This window comes from Nocardioides guangzhouensis, from assembly GCF_004519545.1.
GTDB lineage: Bacteria > Actinomycetota > Actinomycetes > Propionibacteriales > Nocardioidaceae > Nocardioides > Nocardioides guangzhouensis.
In genome coordinates, this window is record NZ_SDKM01000018.1 from 81,359 (window position 1) to 100,871 (window position 19,513).

18 protein-coding genes and 1 tRNA gene are annotated in these 19,513 nt (G+C 72.4%); 10 read left to right on the plus strand and 9 right to left on the minus strand.

Annotated features, from left to right (window positions below; genetic code table 11):
• Window position 1 precedes the first annotated feature (1 nt).
• Window positions 2-481: a 2-C-methyl-D-erythritol 2,4-cyclodiphosphate synthase gene (ispF, locus tag EKO23_RS13455; RefSeq protein ID WP_281280933.1), complete on the minus strand. Its 480-nt coding sequence runs from the start codon at window positions 479-481 to the stop codon at window positions 2-4.
• Window positions 482-512: 31 nt separating this feature from the next.
• Here ispF and EKO23_RS13460 point away from each other — a divergent pair, with 31 nt between their 5' ends.
• From EKO23_RS13460 to rlmB, 3 genes are all read left to right on the plus strand, one after another.
• The gene (locus tag EKO23_RS13460; protein WP_246051071.1) at window positions 513-2,072 is read left to right on the plus strand and encodes a molybdopterin-dependent oxidoreductase; all 1,560 of its coding nucleotides are present in this window, start codon (window positions 513-515) and stop codon (window positions 2,070-2,072) included.
• 130 nt (window positions 2,073-2,202) lie between these two features.
• Window positions 2,203-3,615, plus strand: coding sequence for a cysteine--tRNA ligase (gene cysS, locus EKO23_RS13465; protein ID WP_134718122.1), 1,413 nt, complete (start codon window positions 2,203-2,205; stop codon window positions 3,613-3,615).
• Entirely contained in the window at window positions 3,615-4,577 is a 963-nt protein-coding gene (rlmB, locus tag EKO23_RS13470) for a 23S rRNA (guanosine(2251)-2'-O)-methyltransferase RlmB (protein ID WP_134718124.1), read from the plus strand. Before cysS ends, rlmB begins: the two co-directional genes overlap by 1 nt.
• 79 nt (window positions 4,578-4,656) lie before the next feature.
• Here the strand turns inward: rlmB and EKO23_RS13475 are convergent, their stop codons facing one another.
• Window positions 4,657-5,643, minus strand: a complete 987-nt coding sequence (locus EKO23_RS13475; RefSeq protein WP_167880464.1) for a DUF559 domain-containing protein — start codon at window positions 5,641-5,643, stop codon at window positions 4,657-4,659.
• Between the two features lie 166 nt (window positions 5,644-5,809).
• On the opposite strand from EKO23_RS13475, the gene EKO23_RS13480 reads away from it, so the two are divergent.
• Window positions 5,810-7,486 carry a metallophosphoesterase gene (locus tag EKO23_RS13480; RefSeq protein WP_246051072.1) on the plus strand — a complete coding sequence of 559 codons (1,677 nt, stop codon included), beginning with the start codon at window positions 5,810-5,812 and terminating at the stop codon, window positions 7,484-7,486.
• A 14-nt stretch (window positions 7,487-7,500) separates the two neighbouring features.
• On the plus strand, window positions 7,501-8,649 hold the full coding sequence (locus EKO23_RS13485; RefSeq protein WP_134718128.1) for an acyl-CoA dehydrogenase family protein: 1,149 nt from the start codon (window positions 7,501-7,503) through the stop codon (window positions 8,647-8,649).
• Between the two features lie 34 nt (window positions 8,650-8,683).
• On the opposite strand, the gene EKO23_RS13490 is transcribed toward EKO23_RS13485, so the two are convergent.
• Window positions 8,684-9,889, minus strand: coding sequence for a DUF4032 domain-containing protein (locus EKO23_RS13490; RefSeq protein ID WP_134718130.1), 1,206 nt, complete (start codon window positions 9,887-9,889; stop codon window positions 8,684-8,686).
• 79 nt (window positions 9,890-9,968) lie between these two features.
• Window positions 9,969-10,394 carry a redox-sensitive transcriptional activator SoxR gene (gene soxR, locus EKO23_RS13495; protein WP_134718132.1) on the minus strand — a complete coding sequence of 142 codons (426 nt, stop codon included), beginning with the start codon at window positions 10,392-10,394 and terminating at the stop codon, window positions 9,969-9,971.
• Between the two features lie 52 nt (window positions 10,395-10,446).
• On the opposite strand from soxR, the gene EKO23_RS13500 reads away from it, so the two are divergent.
• The 3 genes from EKO23_RS13500 to EKO23_RS13510 all read left to right on the plus strand — a co-directional run bounded on the left by EKO23_RS13500 (window position 10,447) and on the right by EKO23_RS13510 (window position 12,193).
• On the plus strand, window positions 10,447-11,169 hold the full coding sequence (locus EKO23_RS13500) for a thiamine pyrophosphate-dependent enzyme (protein WP_217702615.1): 723 nt from the start codon (window positions 10,447-10,449) through the stop codon (window positions 11,167-11,169).
• Window positions 11,166-12,056, plus strand: a complete 891-nt coding sequence (locus tag EKO23_RS13505) for a transketolase family protein (RefSeq protein ID WP_134718134.1) — start codon at window positions 11,166-11,168, stop codon at window positions 12,054-12,056. The genes EKO23_RS13500 and EKO23_RS13505 overlap by 4 nt, the downstream gene beginning before the upstream one ends.
• A gap of 64 nt (window positions 12,057-12,120) precedes the next feature.
• Window positions 12,121-12,193, plus strand: a tRNA-Thr gene (locus tag EKO23_RS13510).
• A 183-nt stretch (window positions 12,194-12,376) separates the two neighbouring features.
• Here the strand turns inward: EKO23_RS13510 and EKO23_RS13515 are convergent.
• A complete protein-coding gene (locus EKO23_RS13515) occupies window positions 12,377-12,874 on the minus strand; it encodes a cupin domain-containing protein (RefSeq protein WP_134718136.1) in 498 nt (165 codons plus the stop codon).
• 81 nt (window positions 12,875-12,955) lie between these two features.
• Here EKO23_RS13515 and EKO23_RS13520 point away from each other — a divergent pair, with 81 nt between their 5' ends.
• Window positions 12,956-14,050 (plus strand): helix-turn-helix transcriptional regulator, encoded by a 1,095-nt coding sequence (locus EKO23_RS13520; protein ID WP_134718138.1) that lies wholly within the window; start codon window positions 12,956-12,958, stop codon window positions 14,048-14,050.
• On the opposite strand, the gene pdxY is transcribed toward EKO23_RS13520, so the two are convergent.
• Entirely contained in the window at window positions 14,043-14,894 is an 852-nt protein-coding gene (pdxY, locus tag EKO23_RS13525; protein ID WP_134718140.1) for a pyridoxal kinase PdxY, read from the minus strand. The genes EKO23_RS13520 and pdxY overlap by 8 nt on opposite strands.
• Window positions 14,895-14,941: 47 nt before the next feature.
• A complete protein-coding gene (locus tag EKO23_RS13530) occupies window positions 14,942-15,715 on the minus strand; it encodes a dioxygenase family protein (RefSeq protein ID WP_134718142.1) in 774 nt (257 codons plus the stop codon).
• Between the two features lie 135 nt (window positions 15,716-15,850).
• Between EKO23_RS13530 and EKO23_RS13535 the strand changes: the two genes are divergently transcribed.
• The gene (locus EKO23_RS13535; RefSeq protein WP_134718144.1) at window positions 15,851-16,537 is read left to right on the plus strand and encodes a uracil-DNA glycosylase; all 687 of its coding nucleotides are present in this window, start codon (window positions 15,851-15,853) and stop codon (window positions 16,535-16,537) included.
• 76 nt (window positions 16,538-16,613) lie between these two features.
• Here EKO23_RS13535 and EKO23_RS13540 read toward each other — a convergent pair whose 3' ends face one another.
• Complete coding sequence (locus EKO23_RS13540; protein WP_134718146.1) at window positions 16,614-18,038, minus strand: pyridoxal phosphate-dependent decarboxylase family protein; 1,425 nt, start codon at window positions 18,036-18,038, stop codon at window positions 16,614-16,616.
• Window positions 18,035-19,360 carry an MFS transporter gene (locus EKO23_RS13545; RefSeq protein WP_134718148.1) on the minus strand — a complete coding sequence of 442 codons (1,326 nt, stop codon included), beginning with the start codon at window positions 19,358-19,360 and terminating at the stop codon, window positions 18,035-18,037. Before EKO23_RS13545 ends, EKO23_RS13540 begins: the two co-directional genes overlap by 4 nt.
• Between the last annotated feature and the right edge of the window lie 153 nt (window positions 19,361-19,513).

Here is a 19,513-nt window from a genome sequence, read left to right on the forward strand (position 1 = left end):
CTCAGTCCCGGGTGAGCAGGGCGGTCGCGATCGCGGCCACGCCCTCGCCCCGCCCGGTCAGCCCGAGCCCGTCGGTCGTGGTCGCCGCCACCGAGACCGGCGCGCCGACCACGTCGGTCAGCACCCGCTCCGCCTCGGCCTTGCGGGCGCCCATCCGGGGCCGGGTGCCGATGACCTGGATCGCGACGTTGCCGACCTCGAAGCCCGCGGCGCGCACGCGGCGCACGGTCTCGACGAGCAGCGCGCTGCCCGCGGCGCCCGCCCACTCCGGCTCCGCGGTGCCGTAGTTCGAGCCCAGGTCGCCGAGCCTCGCGGCCGAGAGCAGCGCGTCACAGGCGGCGTGTGCAGCGACGTCGCCGTCGGAGTGGCCGACCAGGCCGGCCGTCTCCTCCGGCCACGCCAGGCCGGCCAGGCGCATGGGCACGCCGTCGGCCAGCCGGTGCACGTCGGTCCCGATGCCGACACGGAGAGTCGGGTTCACGGGACGATCATGCCTGAGCAAGGATGGGTGGGTGAGCGCGCCCCGCGGCATCTGGAGTGCCGCCGGAGTCCTCGCGGGCCTGGCGGGGCTGGCGGTCAGCCATGCCGCCACCATGGCGCTCACGCTCCGGGTCTCGCCGCCGGTCGCGGTGGCCGAGCTGGTCGTGCAGTACGTCCCCGGCGTCCTTGCCGAGAAGGCGATCGCGATCCTCGGCCACTGGGACAAGCCGGTGCTCGTGCTGATCATCTTCCTGCTGCTGGTGGCCTGCTGGGCGTACGCCGGCACGCTCGCCGCGCGCTCGTGGTGGCAGCCGATCATCGTGTTCGCGGTGCTCGGCGGGATCGGCCTCTACGCCGCGATGACCCGGTTCGACGCCCGAGCCGTCGACACGCTGCCCGTCGCCGCCGGGACCGTCACCTCGATCGTGGTGCTCTCGTTCCTCACCGACCCGCTGAGGGTCGCCCACGAGGACGACGCGCGCCGGGCCCGGGAGGACACCGAACGCATCCCGGAGCAGCGCCGGCACACCCGTCGTACCTTCCTGGTCCGGGCCTCGGTGGTCGCCGTGCTCGCCGGCGCGGTCGGGAGCTTCGGCGAGCGGCTGGGGCGGCGCCGCCGGCACGTGGAGATGAGCCGTCGACTGCTGAAGCTCCCGATCAGCGACCCGGCGACCCCGGCGGGTGCCCGCGTCGACGTCGAGGGCATCAGCCGCTGGAAGACCCCGAACGAGCGGTTCTACCTCATCCACACGGCGATCGCAGCACCGGCGATCGAGCCGTCGGAGTGGAACCTGCGCATCCACGGGATGGTCGACCGCGAGGTGAACCTGACCTACCAGGCGCTCATCGACCGCGAGATCACCGAGGACTGGATCACGCTCAACTGCGTCTCCAACCCGGTCGGCGGGCCGCTGATCGGCAACGCGTGGTGGAGCGGCGTGCGCCTGGACGCGCTGCTCGCCGAGGCCGGCGTCCGGCCCGGCGCCGACGCCGTGCTGCAGACTTCCTGGGACGGCTGGACCTGCGGGACGCCGATCGACGTCCTCACCGAGACCGGCCGCAACGCGATGCTGGCCATCGCGATGAACGGCCAGCCGCTGCCCATCGACCACGGGTTCCCGGTGCGCACGATCGTGCCCGGCCTCTACGGCTTCGTGTCGGCGTGCAAGTGGGTCACCGACATCGAGGTGTCCCGCTTCGAGGACTTCACGGCGTACTGGACCGACAAGGGCTGGTCCGAGCGTGCCCCGGTCAAGATCGCCTCGCGCATCGAGTCGCCCCGCGGCGGCGACGAGGTCCCGGCCGGCCGGGTTCGGGTCGGTGGCTCCGCCTGGGCGCAGAGCGTGGGCATCCGGGCCGTGGAGTACTCCCTCGACGGCGCCGGCTGGCGCGAGGCCGAGCTCGGCACCGTGCCCAACAACGACACCTGGCGGCAGTGGGTGGCCACCCTCCACCTCGACGAGGGCGACCACCGGCTCCGGGTGCGTGCCGTCGGTGCCGACGGCCAGGTGCAGACCGGCGTCGAGCAGGACGTGCGCCCCGACGGTGCAACCGGGTGGCACGAGGTGGAGTTCTCGGCGACGCAGGCATGAGGGGCTGCAGGATCCCCCGGTCGACCGGGGAATCCTGCACATGACGGGCAGAACTCCGCCCGACATGTGCGGCTTCTGCCCGTCAAGTCTGGATTCCGGGCAGGGGCCGCACCGCCCTTAGGATTGGCGAGTGCCTCTCCGCTTCTACGACACCGCCACCCGCGAGGTCCGTGACTTCGTGCCCCTCGAGGAGGGGAAGGTCGGTATCTATCTGTGTGGGCTGACCGTGCAGTCCGAGCCGCACGTCGGGCACATCCGGTCCGGGGTGAACTTCGACGTGCTCCAGCGCTGGCTGCGCGTGAAGGGGTACGACGTCACGTTCATCCGCAACACCACGGACATCGACGACAAGATCCTCGCGAAGTCCGCCGAGCAGGGCCGCCCCTGGTACAACCTCGCCTACGCGATGAACCGCGAGCTGCAGAAGGCGTACGACGCGCTCAACGTCGCCCCGCCGACCTACGAGCCGGCCGCGACCGGGCACGTGCCCGAGATCATCGAGCTGATCAACGAGCTGATCGCCCGCGGCAACGCCTACGCCGCCGAGGACGGCTCCGGTGACGTCTACTTCGACGTCCGCTCCTGGCCGGCGTACGGCGAGCTGACCCGCCAGCGCATCGACGACATGGAGGCGGCCACCGACGCCGACCCGCGCGGCAAGCGCGATCCGCGCGACTTCGCGCTCTGGAAGGGTTGGAAGAAGGAGACCGAGCCCGAGACCGCGGCCTGGCCGTCCCCGTGGGGACCGGGCCGGCCGGGCTGGCACATCGAGTGCTCGGCGATGGCCGGGAAGTACCTCGGGCCGGCGTTCGACATCCACGGCGGCGGCGTCGACCTCCGCTTCCCGCACCACGAGAACGAGCAGGCGCAGTCCCGGGCCGCGGGCCGCCCGTTCGCGTCGTACTGGCTGCACAACGCGTGGATCACCACCTCCGGCGAGAAGATGAGCAAGTCGCTCGGCAACTCGCTGCTGGTGCCGTCCGTGCTGGAGCGCGTGCGCGCGATCGAGCTGCGGTTCTACATGGTCGCCGCGCACTACCGCTCGCACGTGGAGTTCTCGTTCGAGGCGCTGGACGAGGCGGCGGCGGGCTTCCGTCGGATCGAGGGGTACCTCGACCGGGCCGCCTCGGTGCTGGGCTCCGTGCCGGACGGCGGGATGCTGTGCGCGGAGTTCCTCGAGGCGATGGACGACGACCTCGGCACCCCGGCGGCGGTCGCGGCCATCCACGACGTCGTGCGTGAGGGCAACAAGCTGCTCGCGGGTGGCGCGTCCGAGGCGCTGCGCGGCAACGCCGCCTCGGTGCGCGCGATGCTCGACGTGCTCGGGCTGGACCCGGCCGACCCGGCGTACGCCGGCTCCGGCGGGTCCGACGACGGCAAGCTGTCCGCGGTGGTCGACGCGCTGGTGGGCGGCCTGCTCGCCGAGCGCGACGCGGCTCGGGCGGCGAAGGACTACGCGGCGGCCGACGCGATCCGCGACCGGATCAAGGCCGCCGGGATCGAGATCGAGGACACTCCCAACGGGCCGAGGTGGACCGTCTGATGGCAGGCAATTCGCAGCGCAAGGGCGCGATCCGCAAGTCCGGCAAGGGCAACCCGACCGCCGGGTCCGGCGGCCGGGTCAAGCGCGGGCTCGAGGGCAAGGGCCCGACGCCCAAGGCAAAGGACCGCCCGAACCACAAGGCGTACAAGTCGCGCCAGCGGGCCGAGGCGGCCGCCGCGCGCGGTCCGAGGAAGCGCGTGGCCAAGGGCGGCGACTCCGAGTGGGTGGCTGGTCGCAACTCCGTGGTCGAGGCGCTGCGGGCGCAGATGCCGGTGACCGGGCTGTACGTCGCCGAGGGCACCGAGCGCGACGGCCGGCTGCGCGAGGCGTTCCACCTGGCCGCCGAGCGGGGGCTGTCCCTGCTCGAGGTGCCGCGGGCCGAGCTCGACCGGCTGACCGGTGGGGCGGTGCACCAGGGGCTCGCGGCCCGGGTCCCGCCGTACGAGTACGCCCATCCCGACGACCTCCTCGACGCCGCCTCCGAGGCCGGTGAGCCGCCGCTGATCGTGGCTCTGGACTCGGTGACGGACCCGCGCAACCTCGGCGCCGTCGTACGCTCGGCTGCCGGGTTCGGCGCTCATGGCGTGCTCATCCCCGAGCGCCGCGCGGCCGGCATGACCGCGGCCGCGTGGAAGACCTCCGCCGGTGCCGCGGCGCGCGTCCCCGTGGCGCAGGCGGTGAACCTGGTGCGACAGCTGAAGGCGTACCAGGACGCCGGCTGCATGGTGATCGGCCTCGCCGCCGACGGCGACGTCTCGCTGCCCGACCTCGACCTCGCCGACGGCCCGCTCGTCGTGGTGGTCGGCGCCGAGGACAAGGGCCTCTCCCGCCTCGTCGCCGAGACCTGCGACCAGCTCGTCTCCATCCCCATGGCTGGTGAGCTGGAGTCCCTCAACGCCGGCGTCGCCGCTTCCGTCACCCTCTATGCCGTCTCCCAGTCCCGCCGAGGTGCCCGGTCTTGATGGTCGAGGTGCCCGGTCTTGATGGTCGAGGTGCCCGGTCTTGATGGTCGAGGTGCCTGGTCTTGACGCGTGACCGGTGTCAGAAGGTACGTCGGGAAGCGCGCTCGCCGCGGGCGTAACGAGCCTTGATCTTGCGCGGCATCCGCTCGTCGAGGGCCGCGCGCAGCTCGTGGAGCCATGATCCCGACGCCTCGGTGCGGAAGTCCTCCTTGGTGACGACGATGACGATCCACCCGTGCCGCCGGAGCCAGTCGCGTCGCGCGGCGTCGTGCGCTCGGTCATCCGGCGACGTGTGGTGGTCGGCGCCGTCGTACTCGATGGCGACCTTCCACTGCGGGTAGGCCAGGTCCAGCCGGAACTTCTCCACCCCATTCACCCTGATCGAGCACTGCGGCGTGGGTGCCGGGAGCCCGGCATCGATGATGTCGGTGCGCGTCCAGGACTCTCCGGTCGATTCCGCCAGCGGTGTCGCAATGGGAACGAGGTTGCGGAGCTGGGTCACTCCGCGACGGCCGGCAAACCGTGTGACCAGAAGGTCGAGCTCGTCCCGCGTGACATGGCATGTGCGCATGAAGGCATCGAGTACGGCGACGGCCTCGCGTCGGCCGAACAGGCACGCAAGATCTGCAGCTGTGCGCGCCGGCGTCGTGGCCCGCACACCTGCGATCTGGCAGATGTCGCTCGGATCGAGGTCCCGCTTGCCACCGCGAGCACCCCGTCGCCGGGTCGCGTTGGGACCACCCACCGAAACGACGTCGAGACTGGGAACGCCCGAGAGATCGTCCAGTCGGTAGTGGTCCACGCCGTGCAACCACGCAGCAGTCCGGTCAGCCAGGACCATGTGGTCCGCCAGCACGAGCGCGGCTCCCGCAGCGCGAAGCTCGATGGTGTCCTCGAGGTCGGCGGGTGCGTAGATGCCCTGGATCATACGGCGAATGGCCCGGCTCTCGAGGAGGTGCCGCAGCTCGTATTGGGAAACGCCCAGCTGAGGCAGCTCGAACCAGGCGAACGGTCGTTGAGGAATCGTCATGGCGTTGGGATCCCCGGCCGCGCCGTACCGAATCACGTGCTTTGCGCCGCTGTGGAGAACCAGACCACTCTCCTCGCCCGTGCACGAAAAGTGGTCCGGTACTGGGTGCTTGTGAGCAATTGGAGGCACTTCGGCCATCAAGACGGGGCACTTCGGCGGAGAATTCGGGGGACCGCGACGAGCGGTGGTTAGGGTCGATGACGTGACGGACACGGGCCAGCGGGCGGAGACGGCGGAGGAGTCACGGGCTTCTCGCGCCAGCCGGTCGAGCGCGGCCGCACGGGCCGCGGGGCGTGGGGCGCGGGGCGCTGGACGGGCCGCCGGGAACGGTGCGCGGGCCACCCGGCAGGCCGGTGGGTGGGTGCGCGCCCGGATCACCCGGCGGCGGGCCCTCGTCGCCTGCGCGTACGCCGTCGCGTGGCTGGCGTTCGCGGTCCCGATCGCGCTGGTCCTGTTCTTCACCTCGTCGGCGACCACCACCGTGGCCAGCCACGACTCGGTGGTGCGGCCGACCACCGACCACTACGCGACGCTGCACACCGGCCCGTTCCTGCCCGACGTGCGGGCGCCGGTGTCGGGACCGGTCGGCGTCGACATCACGCTCGGCAAGACCGAGACCACCTCGGCCGAGGGCCTCGTCGAGCGCTACGCGTTCATCGCCAGCCAGCCCGACGCCCAGGTCGAGCGCGTGGAGCGGCTGGTCAGGCGGATGGCGTACGACGCGGCGCTCCGCGGCGCGGTCCTCGGGGCCGTACCGATCCTGGTCTGGGTCGCGGTCGGCAAGCGGCGGCGCCGCGAGCTGGTCGGCAGGCTGGACCCCCGCCATCCCACGGGGGTGCTGCTCGGCGTGGGCCTGGCGCTGGTGCTCGCGGCGGTGCTGGTCTCCCAGCCGTGGGAGTCCCGCGACCCGATGCTGGCCGACACCACGGACTGGCAGTCGCTGCCCGACTACGTCCCCGAGGTCACCGTGCCCCGGGAGGCGCAGCAGGTCCAGGTCTCGGTCAACTCCACGACGTACGAGACGAAGCGGCTGGTGCTCAGCGCCATCGACACGTTCCGGCGGAGCAAGCAGTTCTACGCCGCGGCCGCGCTGGCCACCGAGAACCTCGACCTGCGCCAGCCGGCGGAGGGCGAGACCGTCGCGCTGATGGTCTCCGACCGGCACGACAACATCGGCATGGACCCGGTGGCCCGGGCGATCGCCGACAAGGCGGGTGCGACCGCGATCCTCAACGCCGGCGACGACACCTCCACCGGCCAGGCGTGGGAGGCGTTCAGCCTGGACTCGCTGGACAAGGCGTTCCGCGACTACGACCAGCGGTTCTCAGTGCTCGGCAACCACGACCACGGCAGCTTCGTCGAGGCCTACCTCGAGGACCTCGGCTGGACCGTGGGCACCGGCGAGGTCGTGGAGGGCCCCGGCGGCGGCCGCCTGTTGGCCTTCAACGACCCTCGCTCCAGCGGGCTCGGAAACTGGCGCGACGAGCCCGGGCTCTCCATCGACGAGCTGGCGTCGAAGATCGCGGACGTCGCCTGCGAGTCCGACGTGCGCGTCAACACGCTCCTCGTGCACGACTCCGACATGGCGACCGAGGCACTGCGCCGCGGCTGCGTCGACATCGCGCTCTCCGGCCACGTGCACGTGCAGGTCGGCCCGAACCCGGTCCGCGGCCTCGACGCGCGCCGCGGCTACACCTACACGAACGGTACGACGGGTGGCGCGGCGTACGCCCTCGCCGTCGGGTCCAAGCTGCGCCGACCGGCCGAGGTGACCCTCGTGACCTACCGCGACGGACGCCCCGTCGGGCTGCAGCCGGTGACCCTCCAGACCAACGGCGTCTTCGAGGTCGGCGATTGGCTGCCCCTGCACTTCGACTGACAGGATGGACGATCGTGACCACGACCGTTGACCGTCTGCTCCCCAGCGAGGACGCGGAGGCACTGCTCGCCCTCACCCGCGAGATCTGCACCAGGGAGCTCGCTCCGCAGGTGCCCGCGATGGAGGAGAAGTCGGAGTTCCCCGAAGCGGCGTACCGCCTGCTCGGCCGCAGCGGCCTGCTCTCGCTTCCGTTCGACGAGGAGCAGGGTGGCGGCGGCCAGCCGTACGAGGTCTACCTCCAGGTCATCGAGGAGATCGCCACCGCCTGGCCGAGCGTCGGCGTCGGCACCAGCGTGCACAGCCTCACCGCCAACGTGGTCGCCACCAACGCGGCCGACGCGATGCGCGAGCAGTGGCTGCCGCGGCTGCTGTCCGGCGACTGGCTAGGTGCCTACTGCCTGAGCGAGCCGCAGGCCGGCTCGGACGTCAGCGGGATCCGCACCCGGGCGGTCAGGGACGGCGACCACTACGTCGTCAACGGCACCAAGCAGTGGATCAGCAACGGCTCCTGCGCCGACTACTACATCCTCTTCGCCCGCACCTCCGACGACGCCAAGCGCGGTCTCTCGGCGTTCCTGGTCCCGGCCGACACCCCGGGCATGTCGTTCGGCGCTCCCGAGAAGAAGATGGGCCTGGCCTGCGACGTCACCACCCAGGTGATCTTCGAGGACGCCCGGATCCCGGCCGGGCAGCTGATCGGCGAGGAGGGCGCGGGCATGCGCTACGCCCTCGGCGCGCTGGACGCCGGCCGGCTCGGCATCGCCGCCTGCGCCACCGGCATCGCCCAGGCGGCGCTGGCGCACGCGGTCACGTACGCCGGGGAGCGGCAGCAGTTCGGACGCTCGATCGGTGACTTCCAGGGGATGCAGTTCCTGCTCGCCGACATGGCCGCCGAGGTCGAGCGGGCCCGCGCGACGTACCTCCTCGCGGCCCGGCTCAAGGACGCCGGCCGCCCGTTCAGCCGCCAGGCCAGCATCGCGAAGCTGACCGCGACCGACGCCGCGATGCGGGTCACCACCGACGCGGTGCAGGTGCTCGGCGGCAACGGCTACACCCGCGAGTACCCCGTCGAGCGGCTGTTCCGCGACGCCAAGGTCACCCAGATCTTCGAGGGCACCAACCAGATCCAGCGCATGGTGATCGGCCGCGACCTGCTGCGCTGAACCCCCCGCACCCGTCGTACGGCGGGTCCCGGCGTCAGGCAGGCACCACCCGCGGCTTCTCCGGCAGCACGTTCGCGATGTAGTCGCGCGCGCTGTCGAAGATGCCGATCTCGCGGCCGGCCCGCTCGGAGAGGTACCACCGGTGGTCGAGGATCTCGTGGAAGATCTCGGCCGGCTCCAGCTTGCCGCGCAGCTCGGAGGGCACCATCGCCATGATCGGCTCGTACACCTTGGTCATCCAGCGGCTGGCAGTGACCGTCGGCTCCTCGTCCTGCATCCCGAAGTGGTGGGTGAACGCCGCGAGGTCGTTGAGCAGCCGCCGGGCCTGGTTCTCCTCGACCGACAGGCCGGTCAGGCCCTGCAGCTCGCGGGAGTGGTGGCCGAGCTCGACCACCTTGGGCCGCAGCAGCATCCGGTCGCCGGCGTCGGTGGAGTCCATCTCGATCTCGTCGACGTCGAAGCCGAGGTCGTTGAGCCGCTGGATCCGCTGCTCGACCCGCCACATCTCGGTGCTCCCGAACTCCTCCTCGCTGGTCAGCTCGGTCCACAGCGCGGCGTACTGCTCCTGCAGCCGCTCGATCACGTCGTGCGGGTCGACCGAGGCATGGACGTCGCCGCTCTCGAGCAGGTCGAGCATCTCGGCGAAGACGTTCTCGTAGGCGATGGTGAGGTCGTACTCCCGCATCTGTTCCGACATCGTCGGTCGCAGCTCTCCGGTCTCGGCATCCACGAGGTACGCCGCGAACTCGCCGGCGCTGCGCCGGAACAGGACGTTGGACAGGGAGACGTCGCCCCAGAAGAAGTTGGCCAGGTGCAGGCGGACCAGCAGCACCACCAGCGCGTCGATCAGTGCCGGCAGCTTCGCGGAGTCCAGGCCGTGGGAGAACAGCCAGCGGTAGGGCATGGAGTACTGCAGGTGCCGGGTCACCAGCATCGCCGGCAGCTCGTCGCCCCCGGAGGTCTCGCGGCCGGTCACCACGCACTGCGGCACCACGACGGGGAGCCCGAGCCGGCCGAGCTCGCGCAGCACGCGGTACTCCCGGTGCGCCATCTCGGCCTGCGTCTCCTTGGCGACGTACGTCGTGCCGCCGGGGCCGGTCCGGATGATGCGGACGATGTGTCGGGACAGGCCGCGCGGGAGCGGCACGAGGTAGCGCTCGTCCCACTCCTCCAGGGGTGTGTCCCAGGGCATGGGGAAGAGCGCGGGATCGGGTCGGGTCGCCACGAAGTGGAGCGCCATGGCGCTCATTATGGCGAGTGCGGCCGGGCGGGGGCCGGTCGTGTCAGGTCGCGGGTCAGTGCGCGCGTCAGGGCTCGGGTCAGGGCTCGAGGCGGACCGGGCCCGGGCCTTCCTCGGCGAGCGCGTCGTCGGGGTTGTAGAGCCGGCACTTCTGGAGGCTGAGGCAGCCGCAGCCGATGCACCCGTCGAGGTTGTCGCGGAGCTTCTCGATCCGGTGGATCTGCTGGTCGAGGCGGGACCGCCACGAGGAGCTGAGCCGGCCCCAGTCGGCCTTGGTCGGGGTGCGCCCGCGGGGCAGCGTGGCCATCGCGTCGGCGATCTCGTCGAGGGTGAGGCCGACCCGCTGGGCGGCCCGGATGAACGCGACCCGGCGGAGCGTGGCCTGGGCGTAGCGGCGCTGGTTGCCGGTGGTGCGCTCGGACTCGAGCAGCCCGCGTGACTCGTAGAAGCGGATGGCGGAGGTCGCCACCCCGGAGCGCTCCGACAGCTGCCCGATCGTCAACATGCCTCCACTATCCCTTGACTTCAAGCGAACTTCAAGTTCCATGATCGTGCGCATGACGATCATCGACGAGCGCATGACCGGCCCGGACGGAGCCGCCGACCGCGGCGACCGGGCCGCCGAGCTGCACCGGCTCATGTCCCTCATGACCGGGGACGAGAAGCACACGGCGGCGGCCACCTCGACCCTCGACGTGGTCCGGGTGCTCTACGAACGGGTGCTCGACGTCAGCCCCGACCGGGCCGGCGACGCTGCGCGCGACCGCTTCTACCTCTCCAAGGGGCACGGGCCGATGGCCTACTACGCGGTGCTGGTCGACCGGGGGTACCTGCCCGAGGCGTGGCTCGAGGACTGGGGGTCGTGGGACTCGCCGCTGGGCCACCACCCGGACCGCAACCTGGTGCCGGGCGTCGAGATCTCCAGCGGGTCGCTCGGCCACGGCCTGCCGCTCGCGGTCGGCACCGCGCTCGGCCTGCGCGCCCAGGGCCTGCCAGCACGCGTCGTCGTTCTCGTCGGCGACGCCGAGCTCGACGAGGGCAGCAACCACGAGGCGCTCGAGCTCGCAGCCGCACTCGCCCTGTCCAACCTCACCGTCGTGGTCGTCGACAACGGCTCGTCGTCGTACGCCGTGCCCGGGCGGATCGCCGAACGGTTCACCACCGAGGGCTGGCACACGGTGACCGTCGACGGCCGGGACCACGACGAGCTCGAGTCCGCGCTCGCCGCCCGACCCGGCCGCCCGAACGCCGTGGTCGCCGTGGTGGAGGAGAAGCGATGAACCCCCGCATCCAGTTCGCCCGCACCGCCGCCGACCTGGTCGAGACCGACCTCTCCGTCGCGCTGGTGTACGCCGAGATCTCCGGCCAGTTCTGGGGCGACGTCGAGCGCCGCCACCCCGACCGCGTGATCAACGTCGGCATCCGCGAGCAGCTGCTGGTCAACGTCGGCGCCGGGCTGGCACTGACCGGGATGCGGCCGATCGTCCACACCTTCGGCTCCTTCCTGGTCGAGCGGTCCTTCGAGCAGGTCAAGCTCGGGTTCGGCCACCAGGACGTCGGCGGCGTGCTGGTCGGGTCCGGCGGCTCCTTCGACATCGCGTCGGGCGGCCGCACCCACCAGGTCCCCGGCGACGTCGCGCTCATGGACACGCTGCCCGGGGTGCACGTCCACGCGCCGTCGAACTCGCGCGAGGTCGACGTGGTCCTGCGGCGGGCGGTCGCCTCCGACGGGTTGCACTACGTGCGCGTGGTGGGCCAGACCAACGCGGTCGCCCATGCCGGCGAGGGCTTCCACGTCGTACGCCGAGGGGCCGGGGCCACGGTCATCGCCCTCGGGCCGGTCCTCGACGAGGTGCTGGCCGCCACCGAGGGGCGGGACGTCACCGTGCTCTACGCCCACGGGGTCCGTCCGTTCGACGCCCGCACCCTGCGGTCCGTGCTCGCGGCACCCGAGGTGGTGCTGGTCGAGCCGTGGCTGGTCGGGACCTCCGCACACGTGGTGGCCGACGCGCTCCGCGACGTGCCGCACCGCCTGCTGGCACTCGGCGTACGGCGAGAGGAGCTGCGACGCTACGGCACCGCCGAGGACCACGTCCGGGCGCACGGCCTGGACGCCGCGGGAATCGCCCGCTCGCTGGACGGGTTCCTCGGAGCGGGGGCGGCGTGAGGTGAAGCGATTCGGGGAGGTCCAGGCTGCGGCACTACGATGTGCCCGCCGCGCACGCGGCGTCGCCGGTGTAGCTCAGTTGGTAGAGCGCTTCTCTTGTAAAGAAGATGTCGCGGGTTCGAATCCTGTCACCGGCTCCCTGATCGGGGCGGTGTCGTGATCGCCCGCTCGTGGCCCGCGCTCCGCTGGTGCCCCGCGGGCAGCACCGGCCAGTGCCCGGGCGCGCTGGCTGCGGCGGCCGCACGTCCCGCGCGTGTCCCACGGTCCGGCGGCCCGCCGGCCCCACCGGCAGCCGCAACGCGCGACATGCGGGGGAAGCGTCAGGCCTGACCCGGGTGGTCCTCGTCGCCGTACGCCGCCCGTAGCTGCCCGATCACCCGCCCCAGGGCGACGCGGTCCCCACCCGAGGTGGTGGTCGCGGCCACCAGGTCCACGAAGAACTCCTCGAACCCGGCCGGCGAGAACATCGCCAGCATCCGGGCGGGGTGGTCGGACTCGTTGGCCCAACGGAACCAGGCGCCCGCGGGCAGGTGCACGACGTCACCGGGGCCGACCCGGTGGTCGCCGTCCTCGAACCAGTAGTGCAGCTCGCCCTCCAGCAGGTAGAGAACCGCCCCCTCTTGCGTGTGACGGTGCAGCGTCGGCGGCGGGGTGAAGCCCGCGGGCACGGCGTACTCGAGGAGCGAGAAGCCCGCGCGGTCGGCGGCATCCACCCGCACGTCGATCGTCGGCAGCGCGGGGTCGGGGAAGTCCGCCCGGCGGGCGTCCCGCCGGGTCAGCACGCGGGGGACGGTGGTCTGGATGGTCGTGTTCGTCATGCTCCGACGATGACCCGGGTCGAGGGGCACCCGACATCCCCGGTTCCGGGGGTGTCCGTCCGGGTGCCGTACCGTCGGGGTGTGCCGACCCGCAGCCGCAGGATCCGTGACCGGCTGGTCGCCGGACTGGCGGAGGCGGACACCCTCGAGGACACGATGGCGGCCGCACACGTGGTGCTGGCCGACGCAGTCCGTGCGCAGTCCGGCGTCTGGAGCACCGTCGACCCGACCACCACGTTGAGCACCAGCTGTGGGCTGCACGGGTTGCTCGGAGCCTCCCGGGACGCGCAGGCGGAGGCGGTGCGCGAGCGACGGCTGTTCCAGCTCGAGTGGGCCGACGACGCACCGAACACCTTCTGGGCCCTGGGCCGCGCGGGGCGCACCGCCGCCGGGCTCGCCGTGGACGTGGACGACCCGCGGCGGGTGCAGAGGTACGCCGAGCTGCTGTCGCCGTTGGGCATCCGGGACGAGCTGCGGATCCTGCTCGAGGTCGACCGGCGGCCGTGGGCGACCGCGATCCTCTACCGCCACGAGCCCGGCGCGTTCACGCCGGAGGACGTGGCGACCGCGGCCGGTGCGGCCGACCTCGTGGGCGCCGCCGTACGACGGGCGCTGCTGCGGGCCGTCTGCGACGCCCGGGTGGTCGCGTCCCCGCCGGGGTCACTGCTGGTGACGCCAGGGGGCGAGGTGGTGACGAGCTCGGCCGCAGCCGAGGAGCTGCTCGCCGCGCTGGCGCCGGAGCAGGTCCCGGTGGTGCTCACGAGCCTCGCGGTCGCGACCCGGATGGAGGGCTCGGCCTCGGTCACCGTGACCGGGCCTGAGGGGGTGGTGACGCTGCACGGGTCGCCGGCCAAGGGCCTGGACGACGTGGCGGTGGTCCTCGAGCGGCCGCGGCCCGTCGAGCTGGCGCCGCTGATCATGGAGGGGCTCGGGTTCACGGCACGCGAGCGGCAGGTCACCGAGAGCCTGCTGCAGGGCCTGTCCCGCCGGATGATCGCCTCGGCAGTGGGGGTCTCGGAGGCCACGCTGGGCGACCACCTGAAGCAGGTCTACCGCAAGGCCGACGTGACGAGCCGCAGCGAGCTGGCCGCGCTGCTGTACGGCCGCTACTACGAGCGGCCTCGTGCCCAGGGCGTCCCGCCCGGCCCCTACGGCTACTTCGCAGGGCTCAGCTGACCTGGGTGACGTCGAACTGCATCCGCGGCGCGGCGAACGTCTCCTGCGACTCCACCAGCTGCAGCTCGCGCTCGCCGGAGTCGTGGGTGTTCTGCAGCAGGTCGAAGACGCTGCTGACGGTGCGGCCGAGGGCCTCCGCGCTGGAGCCGGTCGCGTGCCGGTGCGCGGTGAACAGGGCCGCGGTCACGTCGCCGGAGCCGTTCGCCTTCAGCGGCAGTCGCGGCGTCTGCACGATCCAGGCGCCGTCGTCGTCGACGGCCATCATCTCGAGGGTGTTCTCGGGCGCGTCCGGCCGCTCGACGCTGGTGACCAGGATGGTGCGCGGGCCCATCGCGCGGGCCAGGTCGGCGGAGGCCAGCGTCTCGTCCAGGGACCGCGGCTCGGTGCCGGTGAGGAAGCCGAGCTCGAACTGGTTCGGGGTGATCAGGTCGGCCTGCGGGACCACCCGCTCGCGCAGCAGCGGCGGGATCGCGGGGTTGACGAAGCAGCCCGACTTCGCGTTGCCCATCACCGGGTCGCAGGTGTACGTCGCCGCCGGGTTGGCCGACTTCACCCGCGCGACCGCGTCGAGGATGACGTCGCCGATGTCCTCGCCGCCCTGGTAGCCCGACAGCACCGCGTCGACCTGGTCGAGCACCCCGCGTTCCTCGATCCCCGTGATCACGTCCCGCACGTCGTCGGCGGCGAGCAGCGGCCCGCGCCACGCGCCGTACCCGGTGTGGTTGGAGAAGTGCACCGTGTACACCGGCCACACCTCGACGCCGAGCCGCTGCAGCGGGAACACCGCGGCGGAGTTGCCGACGTGGCCGTAGGCGACCGAGGACTGGATGCTGAGGACCTTCACGCCCGGCAGTCTCGCACGACGTCCGCGGGGCACCGTACGGCGTGGCCTCAGGCGACCTGCAGCGACCGCTTCGAGAGGCCCATCCAGAACCCGTCGACCTTCTGGTCGCCCGGGGTGTCCGCGGCGGTGGCCGCGCCGAGGGTGATGAACAGCGGCGTGTAGTGCTCGACGGTCGGGTGCGCGTAGGGCATCCCCGGCGCCTTCGAGCGGTACGCCGCGAGCTCGTCGACGTCGCCCCGGGCCAGCGCGTCCGCGGCCCAGGCGTCGAACTCGGTCGACCAGCCCGGGGCCTTGGCCTCGATCCGGAACTCGGTGAGGAACGGGAGGCCGTGGGTGAGGAAGCCGGAGCCGATGATCAGCACGCCCTCGTCGCGCAGCGGGCGGAGCCGCTCGCCCAGCCTGAGCAGCTTGTAGGGGTCCTGGGTGGGCAGCGACATCTGGAGGACCGGGATGTCGGCGTCGGGGTACATGATCTTGAGCGGCACCCAGGCGCCGTGGTCGAGTCCGCGGCTGGCGTGCTGGTGGACCGGCTCGCCGTCCGGCATCATCGCCGCGACCCGCTGCGCCAGCGCCGTGGCGTCGGGCGTCGCGTAGGTCATCCGGTAGTACCTCGGCGCGAACCCCCCGAAGTCGTAGACCAGCGGTGCGGCGGACGCCGACAGGCTGACCGGTGCGGACTCCCAGTGCGCGCTCACGATCAGCACCGCGGTCGGGCGGGGGAGGTCCTGCGCCCACGTCGCCAGCTGGCCCGACCAGAGCGGGTCGTCGAGCAGCGGCGGAGCGCCGTGGCCGATGTACAGGGCCGGCATGCGAGTGTTCATGCCCTCCACAATAGTTGATCCTTCAACTTTATTCCAGGTAGTCCCAAACGTATGAGGGGTCGATCGGCCGGATTCGGGACCGGTTCGTTTGGGAGTATCCGGGGCTGGGGCGGGACGTCGCTATCCTCGGGCGCCATGGGCGCGCTGGCGGGACTCGTGGAGAAGGGCCTCGTCGCCCCCGACTGGGCCGAGGCGCTGGCCCCCGTCGACGGGCGGATCGCCGCGATGGGCGGGTTCCTCCGGGAGGAGATCGCGGCCGGCCGGGGCTACCTCCCCGCCGGTGACCACGTGCTGCGCGCGTTCCAGCGGCCCCTGGCCGACGTACGGGTGCTCGTGGTCGGGCAGGACCCGTACCCCACGCCCGGCCACCCGGTCGGGCTCAGCTTCTCCGTGGCGCGCGACGTACGCCCGATCCCGCGGAGCCTCACGAACATCTACCAGGAGCTGAGCACCGACCTCGGCATCGCTCCGGTCGCGCACGGCGACCTCACCGCGTGGGCCGACCAGGGCGTGATGCTGCTGAACAGGGTGCTCACGGTCCGCCCCGGCGAGCCGGCGTCGCACCGGGGCCATGGCTGGGAGGAGGTCACCGAGTGCGCGATCACGTCGTTGGTACGGCGCGGTGGCCCGCTCGCCGCGATCCTCTGGGGCTGCGACGCCCAGTCGCTCAAACCGATGCTCGGCCAGGTGCCGTCGGTCGAGTCCGCGCACCCGTCCCCGCTGTCCGCCTCCCGCGGCTTCTTCGGCTCGCGGCCCTTCAGTCGGGTGAACCGGCTGCTCGAGGAGCAGGGCGGCAAGCCCGTCGACTGGCACCTCGCCTGAGCGAGGTGGTTTCGAGCGTCTCGAAACCATCGCCCATTGCGGACGGTCTGCCCACCACTCCGGACGGTCGGGCCGGTCAGCGTGCGGGCCGGGAGAGCCGGTCGAGGAACGCGGTGAGCAGGGCCTCGCGCATCGCGGGGGAGGCGACGTCGAGCAGGGCGTTGACCTCGGCCATCCGGTCCGGCAGCACGAGCCCGGCTCCCGTCGACGCGGCGTCGCCGAGCAGCCCGCTGGCGGCGAGCAGCCCATCGAAGTCCTCGTCGGAGAGCGCGGCCGGGTCGAGCGCCTCGATGAACGCCACCACCTCGTCGTCGACGGTCACCGGGCCGGCTTCGACCGCCGCCTGCACGGAGGCGCCGAGCGCGGTCAGGAAGTCGTCGACCACGTCCAGCGTGGCCGCGCTGACCGAGAGGTGGATCGTGGCGGGGGCGCCGGCGTACGACATCTGGGGCTGGACGTACCACCCGCGCGCCGCCATCTCGTCGCACACCGTGAACGGGTCGCACGAGTCGTCGGTGGCGAGCGCGACGAGCGTCGAGTCCGGCGGTACGACGACGCGGAGCGGGCCGCCGATGCCGGCCACGATGCGGTCGACGGCCTCGAAGACCCGCCCGGCCAGCGCGGCGTACCCGTCGTCGCCGATCTCCTGGACCACCGCCCACGCCGCGGCGAGCGGGCCGCCCGACTTCGTGGACTGCATGGTCGCGTTGAGCATCGTGTAGCCCGGCCAGGCGGCGCTCGCGAAGAACTGCGGCTTCCGCAGCGCCGGGGTGCGGTGCAGCAGCAGCGAGGTGCCCTTGGGTGCGTAGGCGTACTTGTGCAGGTCGACAGAGATGCTGGTGACGCCCTCGACCGCGAACGTCCACGTCGGCACCGGCCGGCCGAGCCGCGCGGCGTACGGCAGCACCCAGCCGCCGATGCACGCGTCGACGTGGCAGCGCACGCCACGGGCGGCGGCCGCGGCGGCGACCTCGGTGACCGGGTCCACCACGCCGTGCGCGTACGACGGAGCGCTGACGGCCACCAGCACCGTGCGGTCGTCGATCGCCGCGGCCATCGCGGCGGCGTCGGCCCGGAAGTCCGGCCCGACCGGCACCACGACCGCCCCGACCCCGAAGTAGTGCGCGGCCTTGTGGAACGCGGCGTGCGCCGTGGACGGGATCACCATGCGCGGCGCGGTGATCTCGGGGTGCGCGTCGCGGGCTGCCTGCACCGCCAGCAGCACCGACTCGGTGCCGCCCGACGTGACCGTCCCGACCGCCGTCCGCGGCGCGTCGAGCAGCCCGCACGCGAAGCCGACCAGCTCGTTCTCCATCGTCAGCAGCGACGGGAACGCGGTCGGGTCCAGCCCGTTCGACCCGGCGTACGCCGCCACGGCCGCGCGCCCGATGTCGTCCACCTCCGCCAGCCCCGAGTCGTAGACGTAGGCGAGCGTGCGCCCGCCGTGCACCGGCAGGTCACCCGCCTGCAAGTCCCGCAGCCGGGCCAGCACGTCGGTCATCCGGAAACCTCCTCGAGCTCCTTCGCGGTCAGGGAGTACCGCGCCAGCCACCACAACGACCCCAGCACCAGGACGGCGGGGACCACCGAGAAGCCGAGCACGATCGCGTTCAGCGCGGAGTCCGGCTGCACCGCGTCGCCGTCGGTCGACGAGCGGTAGCCGCCGACCGCGAGCAGCAGCGCGAACAGTCCGGGTCCGAGCGCCAGCCCGAGCGTCTCGCCCGCGGTCCAGACGCCGGTGAAGACCCCGGCCCGGTTCTCGCCGGTACGGCGGGCGTCGGCCGCCGCCGCGTCCGGCAGCATCGCCATCGGGAACACCTGCGCCCCCGCGTAGCCGACGCCGATCAGGCCGGTCGCGACGAACACCACCCAGGCCGGGGCCTCGCGTGCGGCCAGCGTGCCCACCGCGCCGGTGGCCAGCACGAGCGAGGCGACGACGTACCCCTGCTTCTTGCCGACCCGGGTTCCGAACCGCGCCCACAGCGGGGTGAGCAGCAGCGCCGGCCCGACGAAGCAGACGAACAGGATCGTGGCCGCGCCCGAGCGCCCGAGGACGTCGCCGGCCAGGTAGTCGACGCCCGCGAGCATGCAGCCGGTGGCCAGGGCCTGCAGCACGAACGTGGTCAGCAGCAGCCGGAAGTCACGGGCGCCGCCGACGATCCGGAGCTGGTCGCGCAGCGTCCCGGCGCCCGGCTGGACCTCGAGGTGCGGCGCCGAGCGGGTGCCGGCGTACGCCCCGATCACACCGGCCAGGATGATCACCGCCATCGCGACGCCCATCACCCGGTAGCCGTCGCGACCGCCGACCGCGTCCCTGATCAGCGGGGCGGTGGCGCCGGCGAGCATGATCGTGAACGCCAGGATCGCGACCCGCCAGGACATCAGCCGGGTCCGCTCGTCGTAGGAGTCGGTGATCTCGGCCGGCATCGCGACGTAGGGCACCTGGAAGAACGCGTACGCCGTGGCGCAGCCGAGGAAGCAGACCAGCACCCAGGCCGCGTCCACCCAGCGGGATCCGACGTCCGGTCCCGCGAACAGCAGCGCGAACAGCACCGCGAGGGAGATGCCACCGCGCAGCAGCCACGGGCGGCGCGAGCCGCGCGGGTCGATGGTGCGGTCGCTGATCCGCCCGGCGACCGGGTTGAGCACCACGTCCCAGGCCTTGGGCGCGAAGACGATGCAGCCGGCCCAGATCGCCGCGATCCCGAGCGAGTCCGTCAGGAACGGCAGCAGCATCAGGCCGGGCACGGTGCCGAACGCGCCGGTCGCGACCGATCCCGTGGCGTACCCGAAGCGCACGCTGCGGGGTAGAGGGCCGGGCATGCGGGGACTCTAGCGATGACAGCGCCGCTGGTTGAGGAGCGAGCGCAGCGAGCATCTCGAAACCAAGGCGTCCTGGTTTCGAGACGGGCGCAGGACGCCCTCCTCAACCAGCGGCGGGCGGTCTAGGGCGTGTCTCCTAAGTGGTCAGCCAGA